A 15,203-nucleotide genomic window follows, 5' to 3' on the forward strand; every position below is an offset into this window, starting at 1 on the left:
AGGCTTCCAGCACATGGGACGCCTGTTTGGCACCGATGGGGTTCGAGGGCTGGCCGGGGTCGATGTGACCGCCGAGCTGGCCCTCAGCCTCGCTCGCGCTGCGGCTCTCGTTCTCGGGCGTTCTGCCCGGGGCGAGAGCCGTCGTGCTGTGGCCGTCGTTGCGCGCGATCCGCGCGTCTCCGGAGAGTTCATCTCCGCGGCGGTCTCGGCGGGTCTCGCGTCGGCCGGAGTCGACGTACTCGACGCGGGAGTGATCCCGACCCCGGCTGCGGCGTACCTCGTCGCCGATACCGGAGCCGACTTCGGGGTCATGGTCTCCGCCTCGCACAATCCCGCCCCCGATAACGGCATCAAGTTCTTCGCGGAGGGCGGACGCAAGCTCGCCGACGACGCCGAGGATGAGATCGAAGCGGCGATGGAAGGGCCGGTCGTGGCCGTGACCGGCCGAGAGGTCGGTCGCATCCGCCGTTTCGCGGACGCCGAGGATCGCTACCTGGTGCATCTGCTCGGAACGCTCGAGGGCACTCGTCTCGACGACCTGCACGTCGTGCTCGACTGCGCGCACGGAGCCGCAGCGGGCATCTCTCCCGACGTCTTCACCGACGCGGGCGCTCGGGTCACGGTGATCGGGAACGATCCCGACGGATTCAACATCAATGACGGCGTCGGATCGACGCACCTGGAACCCCTGTCCGCCGCCGTGCTCGAGCACGGCGCCGATCTCGGCATCGCGCACGACGGAGACGCCGACCGCTGCCTCGCAGTCGACGCGGCCGGGAACGTGGTCGACGGCGACAAGATCATGGCGATCCTCGCACTGTCGATGGCGCGTCGCGGGAAGCTCGAACGCAACACGCTCGTCGCGACGGTGATGTCGAATCTCGGTCTGAAGCTCGCCATGGCCGACAACGGGATCGACGTGGTGGAGACCGGCGTCGGCGACCGCTACGTGCTCGAGGCCATCAATGCCGAGGGGTACTCGCTCGGTGGGGAGCAGTCGGGGCACGTGATCATGAGCGAGCATGCGACGACGGGCGACGGGATTCTCACCGGCCTGCACATCGCCGCAGAGCTCGTGCGCAGCGGGAAGCCGCTCGCGGAGCTCGCCGAGTGCATGACGGTGTACCCCCAGGTACTGGTGAACGTCCGCGGAGTCGATCGCGCGGGTGTCGGCGGCGACGAGGTGCTGCAGCAGGCGGTGCGTCAGGCCGAGATCGCACTCGCGGGCAAGGGTCGCGTGCTGCTGCGCCCGTCGGGCACGGAGCCGGTGGTTCGCGTGATGGTCGAGGCCGAGCACGTCGACGACGCCCAGCGGCTCGCCGACGATCTCGCCGGGATCGTACTCGAACGACTCGCGGTGTAATCGACCGACATGCCCCTGCGCCGCAGCGGCATGGACGACGACGAAGGGCCGGCCCGTCACGGGACCGGCCCTTCGTCGTCGCATCCCGTCCCCGTCAGACCTTCCGCAGGAGCACCTTCTGCACGCGGTGGTCTGATTCCTTCCGCAGGACCAGGCTCGCCCGCGCCCGAGTGGGGCGGATGTTCTCGACGAGATTCGGCTCGTTGATGTGGTTCCAGAACTCGTCGGCGATCGCGAGCGCCGCATCGTCGTCGATGGTCGCGAAACGGCGGAAGTGCGAGCTCGGATCGGCGAACGCGCTCTCGCGCAGCTTCAGGAAGCGATGGCGGTACCAGCGCTGGATGTCGGATGAACGCGCGTCCACGTACACGGAGAAGTCGAAGAGATCGCTCACGGCGAGCGGATGGGCCATGGACGCCGGCTGCAGCACGTTCAGCCCCTCCACGATCAGGATGTCGGGCCGGCGGACGACGGTGAACTCGCCTGGGACGATGTCGTACACGATGTGGCTGTAGTGGGGCGCTCGCACCTCGTCGACGCCGGCCTTCACCTGCGACACGAACCGCAGCAGACTGCGCCGATCGTAGGATTCCGGGAAGCCCTTGCGGTGGGCGATGCCCCGTCGTTCGAGCTCGGCGGCGGGGTAGAGGAACCCATCGGTGGTGACGAGCTCGACGCGCGGGGTCTCGGGCCAGCGCGCGAGCAGATCCCGGAGGATCCTCGCGACGGTCGATTTGCCGACGGCGACGGAGCCCGCGATGCCGATGACGAACGGGCTCTGCCGCTCGTCGCCCCGCTGGAGGAACCCTCGGGTGCGCTGGTGCATCTCGCGCGCCGCGATGGCGTACTGGTTGATGAGGCGGCTGAGCGGTCGATACACCTCGGAGACCTCGGCGAGGTCGAGCGGCTCGCCCAGGCCTCGGAAGGCGGCGATCTCACCCTCGCTGAGCGGCATTGGAGTCTCTCCGGCGAGTCGGGCCCACTCATCGCGGTCGATCTCCGTGAAGGGAGAGGTGAACTCGGGGCGGATCAGGGCGTGCGTGTCGGTGGAGACCGCGACGCCGGCCGGTGAGGTGTTCTGGGTCATCGTGCATCAATGGTGCCACTAAACTAAGCAGCATGTGTGGAATCGTTGGATACGTCGGCCCGAACGACACCGTCGAGGTGCTGCTGAACGGGCTTCGACGGTTGGAGTACCGCGGCTACGACTCCGCGGGAGTCGCGGTCGTCGACACCACTGGCGCGCTCTCGGTGCGCAAGCGCTCCGGCAAGCTCGCGCGGCTGGAGGACCTCCTCGAGGCGAGCCCGCTCGACGCGGCCGGCACCGGCATCGGGCACACGCGCTGGGCGACGCACGGCGGTCCGACCGACGTCAACGCGCACCCGCACCTCGGTGACGACGGCAAGCTGGCGGTGATCCACAACGGCATCGTCGAGAACTTCGCCGAACTCCGCACCGAAGTGGAGGCCGCAGGAGTCGAGCTGCTCAGTGAGACCGACACCGAGGTCGTCGCAGCTCTGCTCGGGCTCGAAGTCGCGCGACAGGGCGATCTCGAGTCGGCGTTCCGCTCGGTCGTCGCGCGCCTGCAGGGCACCTTCACGCTGCTCGCGATGCATCGTGATGCCCCCGACACGGTGCTGGCGGCGCGCCATCACTCCCCGCTCGTGATCGGTCTCGGCAACGGGGAGAACTTCCTCGGATCCGACGTCGCCGCCTTCGTCTCCTTCACGAAGCGCGCGGTCGCGGTCGAGGAGGACAGCATCGCCATCATCACTCCGTCGGAGGTGCGCGTCACCGACTTCTCGGGCAGCGCCGTCGAGTTCGAGGAGTTCGAGGTCGAGTGGGATGCCGACGCCTCCGACAAGGGCGGCTGGTCGTCCTTCATGGCGAAGGAGATCAACGAGCAGGCGGACGCGGTCGGCAACACGCTGCGCGGGCGCATCTCGGGCGCGGGGGTGGAGATTCCGGAGCTCACCGCGCTCGGCGATGACCGCCTGCGGGGGATCGACCGCATCATCATCATCGCCTGCGGCACGGCGTCGTACGCCGGGCAGGTCGGGTCGTACGCGCTCGAGCAGTGGGCGCGCGTACCCGTCGAGGTGCAGCTGAGCCACGAGTTCCGCTACCGCGATCCCGTGCTCTCCGATCGCACGCTGGTGATCTCCGTGAGCCAGTCGGGCGAGACCATGGACACGCTGATGGCGGTCAAGTACGCCATCGAGCGCGGGGTCACCACGATCTCGGTCTGCAACACCCAGAGCGCGACGATCCCTCGCGAATCCGATGCCGCCGTGTACACGCACGCGGGGCCGGAGGTCGCGGTCGCCTCGACGAAGGCATTCGTCGCTCAGATCACGGCCATCTACCTGATCGGTCTGCACCTCGCCCGCGTACGCGGCACGTTCTCCGCGGAGGAGCAGGCGCGAGCGGTCGAGCAGTTCGAGGCGCTCCCGGCCAAGGTCGCCGAGGCGATCGAGACTCGCGAGCAGATCGCGCAGCTGGCCCACTGGATGGCGGATACCCGGTCCGTGCTCTTCCTCGGCCGGCACGTCGGGTACCCGATCGCCCTCGAAGGCGCGCTGAAGCTCAAGGAGATCGCCTACATCCACGCGGAGGGCTTCGCGGCGGGCGAGCTCAAGCACGGACCGATCGCGCTGATCGATCACGGGCAGCCGGTGTTCGTGCTCGTGCCGAGCCCGCGCACCTCGCCGATCATGCACTCGAAAGTGGTCTCCAACATCCAGGAGATCCGCGCTCGCGGCGCCCGCGTCATCGCGGTGGTGGAGAAGGGCGACACGGCGGTGCTTCCGTACGCCGACGACGTGGTGCGCCTGCCGCTCGCGGACACGCTCTTCGAGCCGCTGCTGCAGGTCATCCCGCTCCAGTGGTTCGCCCTCGAGCTCTCGACCGCGAAGGGACTCGACGTCGACCAGCCGCGCAACCTCGCCAAGTCGGTCACCGTCGAATAAGCGGCGCAGCAGCAGCACAGGTACGCGGGTCAGAGAAGCAGGGTGCGCCGAGACCGCAACGTCTCGACGCGTGGGGAGCGCGATGATACTCGGAATCGGCGTCGACACCGTCGACATCGCTCGCTTCGAGCGCACACTCGAACGGACGCCTCGGCTGCTCGAGCGCCTGTTCACCGAGGCCGAGCGCGAGCGCCCCGTGCATTCGCTCGCCGGGCGCTTCGCCGCGAAGGAGGCGCTGATCAAAGCGCTCGGCGGTTCCGACGGCTTGGAATGGCACGACATGGAGATCGAGCGCGACACCGATCGCGCGCCATCGTTCGGTCGCACGGAACGGCTGCTCGCGGTACTCGCTCGATCAGGCGCCGTGATGCCGCACGTCTCCATGACGCACGACGGAGGCTTCGCAACAGCATTCGTGGTGGTGGAGGCCGCGCGATGACGGCGCAGCGCAGTGTCGAAGAGGTGCACTCCGCTCCGGATCCGGAGGCCATGGGCGAGCTCGGAGTGCGGCTCGGGCGGGTACTCCGCGCGGGCGATCTCGTGATCCTCACCGGACCGCTCGGTGCGGGGAAGACCACGCTGACGCGCGGCATCGGGGAGGGCCTCGGTGTGCGGGGGCCGGTGCAGAGCCCGACGTTCGTGCTCGCCAGGACGCACCCGTCGCTCGTCGGGGGCGCACCGCTCGTGCACGTCGACGCCTACCGACTCGCCGGGCCCGATGAACTCGAAGACCTCGACCTCGACTTCGAGGGGTCCGTCGTCGTCGCCGAGTGGGGCGCCGGCATCGTCGAGACGCGAGCGGACTGGGTCGAGATCGTGATCGAGCGCCCGCTCGGCGATTCGGCGGCCGCGGGTGCGCGGGTCGGGGCGACCGACGCCAAGAACGGCGCGATCTCCCACGAGGATCCGGCGGATTGGTCGGAGGCGCTCGTCGAACCGCGCCGCATCACCGTCACGGGGTACGGGGCGCGCTGGGCAGAAGGAGTACTGGGATGAGCACGTCGATGCCGGAGCTCGGAGAGCACGTGCTGCTCGCGATCGACACCGCCATCGGCACGACGGTCGCGCTCGGCGTCGACGGGCGCGTGCACGTCGCATCCAGCGACGATGCGCGCGGGCACGCCGAGGCCATCGGGCGCCTGCTGGACGAGGTGTTCCGTGCGAGTGATGCGTCTCCCGCACAGGTGACGGGCGTGGTCGCGGGCATCGGTCCGGGCCCGTTCACGGGGCTCAGGGTCGGCATCGCGGCCGCGCACGCCTTCGCGATCGGAGCGGGGGCGCCGCTGTTGCCGCTCGAAGGGCACGCGGCGGTCGCGCTCGACGCGTTCGAACAGGGGACGAAGGATCCTGTGCGCGTCGTGCAGGACGCTCGGCGCAGAGAGCTCTTCGTCACCGAGTTCACCGGCCTCGATGCTGCCGGCATCCCCGTGGGTACGGGGGGCCCGCGACTCGTCGCGCGCTCCGAGTACGAGGAGCTCCCGGGCGACATCTGGCCCGAGCGCATCCCGGCAGCTGCTCTGGTGCGCCTCGCGGCCCGGCATCTCACCGCCGGTCGACCGTTCGAGAACGACCGAGCGCTGTACCTCCGCTCTCCCGACGTCTCGCAGCCTGCGGCGCCCAAGCGGGTGTCCGCGTGAACGCCGACGCGCCGGCCCCGGCGCTCCGGAGCGCCGTGATCGACGATCTCGACGCGGTCTGGGCGCTCGAGGACTCGGTGTTCGGCCGCGACGCGTGGAGCCGCGCGATGATGCGCGAGGAACTCGCGGGGGAGCACCGCGACTACCGGGTACTCGTCTCACCGCGCGGTGAGGTCGTCGGGTATGCGGGGTTGCTCGTGGTCGGATCGGAAGCGGACATTCAGACGATCGCCGTGCATCCGTCGCTGCGCGGCACGGGACAGGGGAGACGCCTCATGCAGGCGCTGCTCGACAGCGCCGAGTCGCGCGGGGCGCGCGAGGTGTTTCTCGAAGTGCGGGCGGACAACGCGGTGGCGCATCGTCTCTACGCGTCCCTGGGGTTCGAAGACATCGGGGTGCGGCCGCGCTACTACCAGCCCGAGGGCGTCGACGCGATCGTGATGCGGCGCGAGCTGCGGGCGCGCCCGAGCGAGGCGTCGGCAATGGAGGATCACGCATGACAGTCACCGAGCCACTCGTACTCGGCATCGAGACGAGCTGCGACGAAACCGGAGTCGGCATTGTGCGGGGTCGCACCCTGCTCGCCAATGCCATCGCGTCGTCGATGGATGAGCACGCGCGCTACGGCGGAGTCATCCCGGAGGTCGCCGCGCGGGCGCACCTCGAAGCGATGACCCCGACGATCCAGCGCGCCCTCGCGGACGCCGATGTCGCGCTCGCCGACCTCGACGCCATCGCCGTGACGTCGGGGCCCGGCCTGGCCGGCGCGCTCATGGTGGGCGTCTCAGCCGCAAAAGCGCTGGCGGTGTCTCTCGGCAAGCCGCTCTATGCGGTGAACCACCTCGTCGGTCACGTCGGCGCCGACCTGCTGCACGGCGACGGGCTGCGCGGTGCGGTCGGAGCGGTCGGCGAACTCGAACTCCCGACGGTCGCGCTGCTCGTCTCGGGCGGACACACGTCGTTGCTGCTCGTGCGCGATCTCGTCTCGGATGTGGAGCTGCTCGGCGAGACAATCGATGATGCCGCGGGGGAGGCGTTCGACAAGGTCGCCCGGCTGCTCGGTCTGCCCTACCCGGGGGGCCCGGAGATCGATCGGGTCGCTGCCGCGGGTGATCCGAATGCGATCCGCTTCCCCCGCGGGCTCACGCTCCCCAAAGATCTCGAGCGGCATCGATACGACTTCTCGTTCTCGGGGTTGAAGACCTCGGTGGCGCGCTGGGTCGAGAAGCGCCAGGCGGCGGGAGAGCCGGTGCCGGTGGCCGACGTCGCCGCGAGCTTCCGCGAGGCGGTCGCGGACGTGCTGCTGACGAAGGCCATCGCCGCCTGCCGCGCCCTCGACGTTCCCCGCCTGCTGCTCGGAGGGGGAGTCGTCGCGAATGCCCGAGTCCGCGAACTCGCCGCAGAGCGCGCCGCCTCCGCGGGCGTCGAACTGCGCGTGCCCCCGCTCTCGCTGTGCACCGACAACGGGGCAATGATCGCGTCGCTCGGAGCTCAACTCGTTGCGAGCGGGCACGCGCCGTCGGGGCTCGTCTTCGGCGCGGACTCCACGCTGCCGGTGCAGCAGGTGCAGATGCGGTGACGAGGCCGCTCGCTGTCAAGGCCGGGCTCCGAATGATCGAAAATCTCCCGTACGGCGAAGCTGAACGTTATCTTTGAAGGGCGGATGGGGGAAGACGCCTCATCGACGTTCGATAGAAGGAGAATCATGTCCGACAACCTGCCTGGCAACGACAACCGCTCGAACCCGGTGCCGCCTCCTCCTGCTGCCTCGAGCGCGCCGAACGCGCATGACGCGTCGAATGCGCACGCCGCGCCGAGCGCGCCGCCGTACACCGGATCGCCGGCGTACAACGGCGGCCCCGTGCAGCCGAAGGGCCTCGCCCTGACCGCGCTCATCCTCGGCATTCTGAGCCTCATCTTCTGCTGGGTGCCGGTAGCCGGTGCCGTCGGCGGCATCGTCGCGCTCGTGCTCGGAATCCTGGCGCTGCGCAAGGCGCAGCCGAAGGGCCTCGCGCTGACCGGTCTCATCACCGGCGCTGTCGCCGCAGTCGTCGGCATCATCGTGACGATCCTCTTCTTCGTGGGGCTCAGCCTGCTCGGCGGATCGATCGATGATGCTCAGGAGGCCATCGAAGCCTGCCAGTCGGGAGCGGAGACCGTCGAGATCGCGGGGCAAACAGTTTCCTGCTCGAGCATCGATTACTGATCGACGCGAATCGCCGAAGTCGAAACGGCGGGCCCGAGAGCTTCGGCTCCCGGGCCCGCCGTCGTCTCACGTCGGCGGAGTCAGCAGCGTTCGGCGAGCAGGGAGATGTGCTTGCCGTTCGCGTCTCGAGTGAGGATCAGGGTCGCCTCCTCCTCGCCGCTCAGCTTCAGACGCTTGCGCAAAGCCGCGGGGTCGACGTCGACGCCGCGCTTCTTGATCTCCAGACGGCCGATGCCGCGCTGCGCAAGGGCGCGGCGCAGATCCTTCTCGCGTGAGGGGAGCGCATCCACGACGCGGAACGCCTGAGCGAACGGGGTCTCGACGTGGGTCTCGCCGGTGAGGTAGGCGATGCCCGTGCTCAGCATGCCGGCGCCGAGGCGCTCGGCGAGGGCTCCGATGAGACGCGCTCGGATGACGGCCCCGTCGGGTTCGTAGAGGTACGCGCCGATCGGCCGCGCATCGACGTCGGGAGCATCGGCCGCGGCCGTCATCTCGTGCCGCTCCGCACCGCGGTGCACCAGGGCCGCGCGAGCGATGCCCGGTCGTGCGAGCCCGCCGAACCAGAGCGCCGTTTCGACGACCTGTCCGTCGACGGAGACCCATTGCGCCTCGGCCGCGTCGGGAATCAGATCCCGGTCGAGGCCGGGCCCGAGCTTCACGCCGGTCGACAGTTGCTCGGCGATCGCGTAGGCGACGTGCAGTGAGGGGGAGTAGTCGTCGGGGGAGGCGATGCGCCGGGTGTCTCGATGACCGGCGGTGCGGCGCGCGGGGTCGAGAAACGCCCCGTCGACCCGTGAGAGATCGAACTCGGTCGCGTCACCCGTCGACACGGGCGGCGCCGATGCGCCGCTCAGCGCAGCGACCCGGGCGAGATTGTGGGCGGCGATGCGAGCGGTGAACGGATCGAGTTCCACCGGAGCCGGCGAGAGACCCTGGCCGATCAGCGCAATCGATTCCGTGCCGAGCCCGCAGCCGAGGTCGGCGACCCGGTCGCAGCCGGCCTCGCGGAACCGGGCCGCGTGGCCGTGCGCGATCGCGATCCTCGTCGCCTGTTCGAGGCCCGCGGCCGTGAAGAGCAGTTCACGTGCGAGATCGCCGAACTTCGCGCGCGCCTTCGTGCGCAGGCCCGCCTGCGTCAGCAGCGCCGCGACCTCCTCCGGCGCCCGCCCGGCAGACCGAAGAGCGCGGCCGACCGCATCGCTCGTCGAACCGGCTTCGAGCGCTGCGCAGACGTCGCCCAGCTCTGCGACACCGTCGTCGCTGAGCAGGAACTCCCATCCGGGGAGCGGCTCCGTCGACGCGCGCTCGCGCCCCGTGATCAATACGACGAGTAGGAATCGAACCCCGACATCGTGCTGCCGATCGCCGCGAAGATCGTGAAGAGGAAGCCGATGTAGAGCACGATGAAGAGCGCGAGCAGCACGAAGTACGCGTAGCTGATGATGAGTCCGGTGAGCGCGATGCCGCGACCGGCATCTCCGGTGCGCTTGATCTGGCTGAGGCCCATGTGGCCGAAGACGATGCCGGCGATGGGGCTCAGGAACGCGAAGATGATCGCGAGGAACGCGAAGGTGTTCGTCTTGTCGAGCGTCGTGCCGGTGGGCACTGCGCTGAACTGCTGCGATTCGTAGGCCTGCGATGCGTACTGCTGCTGCGGCTGGTAGGCGGGCGGCTGCGGCGCGTTCGCCTGCTGCTGCGCCTGGCCCGGCTGACCGTACGCGGCTTCCTGATCCAGGTGCGGAAGGGGAGTGGTGGGCTGCTCGGGATACTGCGGCGTGGACATTGCTCCTCCATCGGTGTGCGTCGAATCATGCGGATACGGGCGACAGACCCGCCGGCAGTGCCAGCCCCGGGTGTCAGTCCATTGTAGGCACGGCCCGCTGTTCGCTGTCGGCGATTCCTCACCGCGACGTTGGCACTCCCCTTGCACGAGTGCCAACGGGAGCCATAGACTCTGCTGTAGACGCGCTCGCATGGGGCGTGCGCGTATTCACACTTCAGACATTGGAAAGAGGTCAACCGTGTCGGTCGCCATCAAGCCGCTCGAGGATCGTATCGTTATCAAGCAGGTCGAGGCAGAGCAGACCACCGCTTCCGGTCTCGTGATCCCCGATAGCGCCAAGGAGAAGCCCCAGGAGGGCGAGGTCGTCGCAGTGGGTCCGGGTCGCGTCTCCGACTCCGGCACCCGCATCCCGCTCGACGTCGCCACCGGCGACACCGTGATCTACTCGAAGTTCGGCGGCACCGAGGTCAAGGTCGGCGGCGAGGACTACCTCGTGCTCTCGGCTCGCGACATCCTCGCAGTCGTCACCCGCTGAGCGCGGAACTTCTCGAACGGCCCCGGCGGATCCTCACGGATCGTCGGGGCCGTTGTCGTACCCGGGTGCCGAGCGGGAGTAGACTGCTCCGATGCGGCGAACACGTGCGGGACTCGGTTTCGGTCTCGGCGCGTATCTCTGGTGGGGCGCGTTCCCCTTCTACTTCGGCCTCATCGCGATGGTCGGCCCCCTCGAGGTCGTGCCCTGGCGCGTCGCCACCACGCTCGTCTTCTGCCTGCTGCTCGTCAGCGCCACTCGGCGCTGGGGCCGCGTCGCCCTGATTCTGCGCACCCCCAGGCTGCTCGGCTGGTTCGCGCTCTCCGCGCTCTTCCTGTACGCGAACTGGCAGATCTTCATCATCGGCGTGATGACGGGGCACGTGCTCGAGACGTCACTCGGCTACTTCATTAACCCGCTCTTCACGATTCTCATCGGCGTCGTCTTCCGCAAGGAGCAGCTCAGCCGGCTGCAGTGGATCGCGGTGGCGATCGCGGGGGTGGGCGTGGTGATCGCAGCGGTCGCGTACGGATCCTTCCCATGGATCGCACTTGGCATCGCGCTCTCCTTCGGCCTCTACGGCGCCGTGCACAAGCACGCCGGCGAGACCGTCGACGGCATCACCGGATTGACCGTGGAGACGTTCGCCACGCTCCCGGTGGCCGCGGTGCAGCTCGGCGTCATCGCGGCGACGTCCGGGCTGACCGCGTTCACCTTCGGGTCGGGCATCACCGTGCTCGTGCTGTTCAGCGGCATCGTCACGGCGGTCCCGCTGATCCTCTTCGGGGAGGCGACCCGACGCCTGCCGCTCGCGCACATCGGATTCCTCCAGTTCCTGACGCCCATCCTCGGCTTCTTCTACGGAGCCCTGGTGACGCACGAGGAGATCACCACGGGCCGGTGGATCGGCTTCATCGGCGTCTGGATCGCTCTCGTCATCCTGATCATCGACATGGTGATGCAGCTCCGGCGTTCGCCGACGGCGCAGGTGAACACCGCCCCCATTCCCTTAGACTGAGAGACGGCACGGGGGGCCGGATCCTGGTCGCCCGCGAATCTCTGAGAGCTCCACCCACGACACAGATAGAGGTTCCATGGAACAGCGTGACCCCTTCGCGTTCACCGGTCTGACCTACGACGACGTGCTGCTGCTCCCGGCGCACACCGACGTCATCCCCAGCGAGGCGGACACCGCGACCCAGCTCACCCGTCGCATCCGCTTGCAGATCCCGCTGATCTCTGCGGCGATGGACACCGTGACCGAGACGCGCATGGCGGTCGCCATGGCCCGCAACGGCGGTCTCGGCATTCTGCACCGCAACCTGTCGATCCAGGATCAGGCCGAAATGGTCGACCGGGTCAAGCGCAGCGAGGCAGGAATGATCACCAACCCGGTGACGACCTCGGTCGACGCCTCGGTCGCCGAGGTCGATGCGATCTGCGGCGAGTACCGCGTGTCGGGCCTGCCGGTCGTCGACTCGAACGACGTGCTGCTCGGGATCATCACCAACCGCGACATGCGCTTCATCGACCCGAAGGATCGCTCCCAGGTGCGCGTCGAAGACGCGATGACGCGCATGCCGCTGATCACGGGTCCGCGCGGCATCTCCCGGGAGGACGCGGCGGCGATCTTCCGCAAGCACAAGATCGAGAAGCTCCCGCTCGTCGACGACGAGGGGCGTCTGACCGGGCTCATCACGGTGAAGGACTTCGACAAGGAGGAGCAGTACCCGCTGGCCACCAAGGACGAGGCGGGTCGCCTGCGCGTCGGTGCTGCAGTCGGCTTCTTCGGAGACGCCTGGAAGCGCGCGAGCGCACTCGTCGAAGCGGGAGTCGACGTGCTCGTGGTCGACACCGCGAACGGCGACAGCAAGGGCGTGCTCGACATCATCGCGAAGATCAAGGCGGACCCGGCGTTCGCCGGTGTGGACGTCATCGGCGGCAACGTCGCGACGTACGCTGGTGCGAAGGCCATCGTGGAGGCGGGCGCCGACGCCGTGAAGGTGGGCGTCGGACCGGGATCGATCTGCACGACGCGCGTCATCGCCGGCGTCGGGGTGCCGCAGGTGACCGCGGTGTACGAAGCGGCGAAGGCGGCGACCCCGGCCGGCGTTCCGGTCATCGCGGACGGCGGTCTGCAGCACTCGGGCGACATCGCGAAGGCCCTCGTCGCCGGCGCATCGTCCGTGATGATGGGGTCGCTGCTCGCGGGCACCGACGAGAGTCCCGGCGACCTGGTGTTCGTCGGCGGCAAGCAGTTCAAGAACTACCGGGGCATGGGCTCGCTCGGCGCGCTGCAGACCCGCGGAGAGCGCACGTCGTACTCGAAGGACCGCTACTTCCAGGCGGACGTGCCGAGCGACGAGAAGCTCATCCCCGAGGGCATCGAAGGGCAGGTGCCCTACCGCGGGCCCGTCGGTGCCGTCAGCCATCAGATGATCGGCGGTCTGCGCCAATCGATGTTCTACGTGGGCGCGCGCTCCATCGCCGACCTCAAGGAGCGAGGCAATTTCGTGCGCATCACCTCGGCGGGGCTCAAGGAGTCGCACCCGCACGACGTGCAGATGGTGGTGGAGGCGCCGAACTACAAGCGCTGACGTTCGGTGCGTCGCGAGGGGCTCGGATCGGTCGCGATCCGGGCCCCTCGTGCGTTCCCGTCGCTTCCGCCGACCGCGATGCTCGGTGTGCTCAGCCGCCTCCGGATAGACTGTGCGGGTGAGTAACGAGATCGAGATCGGCCGCGGCAAGCGTGCACGTCGCGTGTACACCTTCGACGAGATCGGCATCGTACCGACGCGACGTACTCGAGACCCGGAGCTCGTCTCGACCGCGTGGTCGATCGACGCCTTCCAATTCGAGATCCCGGTGCTCGGCGCCCCGATGGACTCCGTCATGTCTCCCGCCGCTGCGATCGCCCTCGGGCAGTTGGGCGGCCTCGGCGTGCTCAACCTCGAGGGGCTCTGGACCCGCCACGAGAACCCCGAGCCGCTCCTCGCTGAGCTCTCAGGCATCGAGGACGAGGTCGCCGCGGTGGCGCGGATGCGCGAGCTGTACGCTGCTCCGATCCGGGCCGAGCTCATCACCGAGCGCCTCAGCGAGATCCGCGAGGCGGGCGTGACCGTCGCCGGCGCCCTGTCGCCGCACCGCACGGCGCAGTTCACCGAGACCGTGGTGAACGCGGGAGTCGACCTCTTCGTGATCCGCGGCAACACCGTGTCGGCCGAGCACGTCTCGCAGGAGGGGCGCGAGCCGCTCAACCTCAAGGAGTTCATCTACGAGCTCGACGTCCCGGTGATCGTGGGCGGGGCGGCGACCTACCAGTCGGCTCTGCACCTCATGCGCACGGGAGCCGCTGGCGTGCTCGTCGGCTTCGGTGGCGGCGCGTCGTCGACGACCCGCGCGACCCTCGGAATCCGCGCCCCCATGGCCAGCGCGATCGCCGACGTCGCGGGCGCCCGCTCCGACTACCTCGACGAGTCGGGCGGCCGCTACGTGCACGTGATCGCCGATGGCGGTCTCGGCACCTCGGGCGATCTGATCAAGGCCATCGCCTGCGGCGCGGATGCGGTGATGCTCGGAACCGCGCTCGCCAAGGCGTCCGAGGCGCCGGGGCGCGGGTGGCACTGGGGTCAGGAGGCCCACCACGAGGATCTGCCTCGCGGCCGTCGCGTGCAGGTCGGATCGGTTGCGCCGCTCGCCGAGATCGTGAACGGGCCTGCGAATGTGGCGGACGGCAGCGCGAACCTCATCGGCGCGCTGCGCCGTGCGATGGCGACCACGGGATACTCCGAGCTCAAGGAGTTCCAGCGCGTGGGCGTCGTCTACGCCGAGCGCTGAGCCGCGAACGATGGCCCAGCGCAAGGTGGAGTACCTGGGCGAGCCGACGCTCGCCCAGGTGATGCGGCGACCGAGCTGGATCCTCGCCCTGCTGCTGGCGCTCGGCATCGCCGTCGCCTTCGCCGCGCTCGCGCAGTGGCAGGCGGGAATCGCCGTGCAATCGCAGCAGCAGGAGCAGGTGGACACTGAGTCGGAGCGGTCGCTGGCGAGCGTGACCTCGTTCGAGCAGGGCGTCACCGATGCGGGCGCCGGCGTCGTGGTGCGCCTCGGCGGCGGCTTCGTCGCCGACGACTTCGACGTCGTGTCGCCGCGGGAGAACGGGGGCGCCACCGGGGCGTGGGTCGTCGGGAACCTCGTGACCGAGGGGCCTGACGCCGAGCCGGGTGCGCACCTCGCCGTCGCCCTCGGGTGGGCGCCGTCCGTCTCGGAGGCCGAGCGCGCCATCGATGCGCTCACGGCCGATCGCGTCACGGCGGAATCCCGTGAACTCACCGGCAGGTACATGCCGCCGGAGGGGCCGCGCGTGCCCGACGCCGATGAGGATCCGCAGACGATGCACGCGATGGTGCCCGCAGCCCTCGCGAACGTCTGGAGCGCAGTGGACGGGCCGGTCTACTCCGGGTATCTCGTGCTCCACGACGACTCGGGATCCGCCGCCCTGCTCGACGCCGCGTCGCTCGATCCGATCGATTCGGTGGCGCCGCTGCCCGCCGATGCCGTGAACTGGTTGAACGTCTTCTACGCGCTCGAGTGGCTCGTGTTCGGCGGCTTCGCCATCTTCTTCTGGTACCGCCTCGCGCGAGACGCGTGGGAGAAGGAGCACGAGATGCTGCTGCTCCAAGCGGAGACCGAAGCCTGACTCCCTCTGCGACGCC

The 15,203-nt window shown here is 69.2% G+C and carries 16 protein-coding genes; 13 read left to right on the plus strand and 3 right to left on the minus strand.

Annotated elements, in window-relative coordinates:
• The first annotated feature begins 13 nt into the window (after positions 1–13).
• Positions 14–1,363 carry a phosphoglucosamine mutase gene (gene glmM / locus PQI23_RS01925; protein WP_339971011.1) on the plus strand — a complete coding sequence of 450 codons (1,350 nt, stop codon included), beginning with the start codon at positions 14–16 and terminating at the stop codon, positions 1,361–1,363.
• A 94-nt stretch (positions 1,364–1,457) separates the two neighbouring features.
• Here glmM and coaA read toward each other — a convergent pair whose 3' ends face one another.
• Positions 1,458–2,450 (minus strand): type I pantothenate kinase, encoded by a 993-nt coding sequence (gene coaA, locus PQI23_RS01930; RefSeq protein ID WP_339971012.1) that lies wholly within the window; start codon positions 2,448–2,450, stop codon positions 1,458–1,460.
• Between the two features lie 32 nt (positions 2,451–2,482).
• On the opposite strand from coaA, the gene glmS reads away from it, so the two are divergent.
• The 7 genes from glmS to PQI23_RS01965 all read left to right on the plus strand — a co-directional run bounded on the left by glmS (position 2,483) and on the right by PQI23_RS01965 (position 8,176).
• Positions 2,483–4,333 carry a glutamine--fructose-6-phosphate transaminase (isomerizing) gene (gene glmS / locus PQI23_RS01935; RefSeq protein ID WP_339971013.1) on the plus strand — a complete coding sequence of 617 codons (1,851 nt, stop codon included), beginning with the start codon at positions 2,483–2,485 and terminating at the stop codon, positions 4,331–4,333.
• Between the two features lie 82 nt (positions 4,334–4,415).
• Positions 4,416–4,772, plus strand: a complete 357-nt coding sequence (locus PQI23_RS01940) for a holo-ACP synthase (RefSeq protein ID WP_339971015.1) — start codon at positions 4,416–4,418, stop codon at positions 4,770–4,772.
• A complete protein-coding gene (gene tsaE / locus PQI23_RS01945) occupies positions 4,769–5,329 on the plus strand; it encodes a tRNA (adenosine(37)-N6)-threonylcarbamoyltransferase complex ATPase subunit type 1 TsaE (protein ID WP_339971017.1) in 561 nt (186 codons plus the stop codon). Before PQI23_RS01940 ends, tsaE begins: the two co-directional genes overlap by 4 nt.
• Positions 5,326–5,970: a tRNA (adenosine(37)-N6)-threonylcarbamoyltransferase complex dimerization subunit type 1 TsaB gene (gene tsaB, locus PQI23_RS01950; protein WP_339971019.1), complete on the plus strand. Its 645-nt coding sequence runs from the start codon at positions 5,326–5,328 to the stop codon at positions 5,968–5,970. Before tsaE ends, tsaB begins: the two co-directional genes overlap by 4 nt.
• Positions 5,967–6,470, plus strand: a complete 504-nt coding sequence (rimI, locus tag PQI23_RS01955) for a ribosomal protein S18-alanine N-acetyltransferase (protein WP_339971021.1) — start codon at positions 5,967–5,969, stop codon at positions 6,468–6,470. The genes tsaB and rimI overlap by 4 nt, the downstream gene beginning before the upstream one ends.
• Positions 6,467–7,549 (plus strand): tRNA (adenosine(37)-N6)-threonylcarbamoyltransferase complex transferase subunit TsaD, encoded by a 1,083-nt coding sequence (tsaD, locus tag PQI23_RS01960; protein WP_339971023.1) that lies wholly within the window; start codon positions 6,467–6,469, stop codon positions 7,547–7,549. The genes rimI and tsaD overlap by 4 nt, the downstream gene beginning before the upstream one ends.
• Before the next feature lie 126 nt (positions 7,550–7,675).
• Positions 7,676–8,176: a DUF4190 domain-containing protein gene (locus PQI23_RS01965; protein WP_339971025.1), complete on the plus strand. Its 501-nt coding sequence runs from the start codon at positions 7,676–7,678 to the stop codon at positions 8,174–8,176.
• An 80-nt stretch (positions 8,177–8,256) separates the two neighbouring features.
• On the opposite strand, the gene PQI23_RS01970 is transcribed toward PQI23_RS01965, so the two are convergent.
• Both PQI23_RS01970 and PQI23_RS01975 read right to left on the minus strand, forming a co-directional pair.
• Complete coding sequence (locus PQI23_RS01970; protein WP_339971027.1) at positions 8,257–9,498, minus strand: THUMP-like domain-containing protein; 1,242 nt, start codon at positions 9,496–9,498, stop codon at positions 8,257–8,259.
• Complete coding sequence (locus tag PQI23_RS01975) at positions 9,495–9,959, minus strand: DUF4190 domain-containing protein (RefSeq protein WP_339971029.1); 465 nt, start codon at positions 9,957–9,959, stop codon at positions 9,495–9,497. Before PQI23_RS01975 ends, PQI23_RS01970 begins: the two co-directional genes overlap by 4 nt.
• A 238-nt stretch (positions 9,960–10,197) precedes the next feature.
• On the opposite strand from PQI23_RS01975, the gene groES reads away from it, so the two are divergent.
• From groES to PQI23_RS02000, 5 genes are all read left to right on the plus strand, one after another.
• Positions 10,198–10,494 (plus strand): co-chaperone GroES, encoded by a 297-nt coding sequence (gene groES / locus PQI23_RS01980; RefSeq protein WP_339971031.1) that lies wholly within the window; start codon positions 10,198–10,200, stop codon positions 10,492–10,494.
• A gap of 91 nt (positions 10,495–10,585) precedes the next feature.
• A complete protein-coding gene (gene rarD / locus PQI23_RS01985; RefSeq protein WP_339971033.1) occupies positions 10,586–11,509 on the plus strand; it encodes an EamA family transporter RarD in 924 nt (307 codons plus the stop codon).
• Between the two features lie 76 nt (positions 11,510–11,585).
• Complete coding sequence (gene guaB, locus PQI23_RS01990) at positions 11,586–13,088, plus strand: IMP dehydrogenase (RefSeq protein ID WP_339971035.1); 1,503 nt, start codon at positions 11,586–11,588, stop codon at positions 13,086–13,088.
• A gap of 118 nt (positions 13,089–13,206) precedes the next feature.
• Positions 13,207–14,328 (plus strand): GuaB3 family IMP dehydrogenase-related protein, encoded by a 1,122-nt coding sequence (locus tag PQI23_RS01995; RefSeq protein WP_339971037.1) that lies wholly within the window; start codon positions 13,207–13,209, stop codon positions 14,326–14,328.
• A 10-nt stretch (positions 14,329–14,338) separates the two neighbouring features.
• Complete coding sequence (locus tag PQI23_RS02000) at positions 14,339–15,187, plus strand: SURF1 family cytochrome oxidase biogenesis protein (RefSeq protein WP_339971039.1); 849 nt, start codon at positions 14,339–14,341, stop codon at positions 15,185–15,187.
• Positions 15,188–15,203 lie beyond the last annotated feature (16 nt).

It is taken from the genome of Leucobacter sp. USCH14 (assembly GCF_037619215.1).
Lineage (GTDB): Bacteria > Actinomycetota > Actinomycetes > Actinomycetales > Microbacteriaceae > Leucobacter.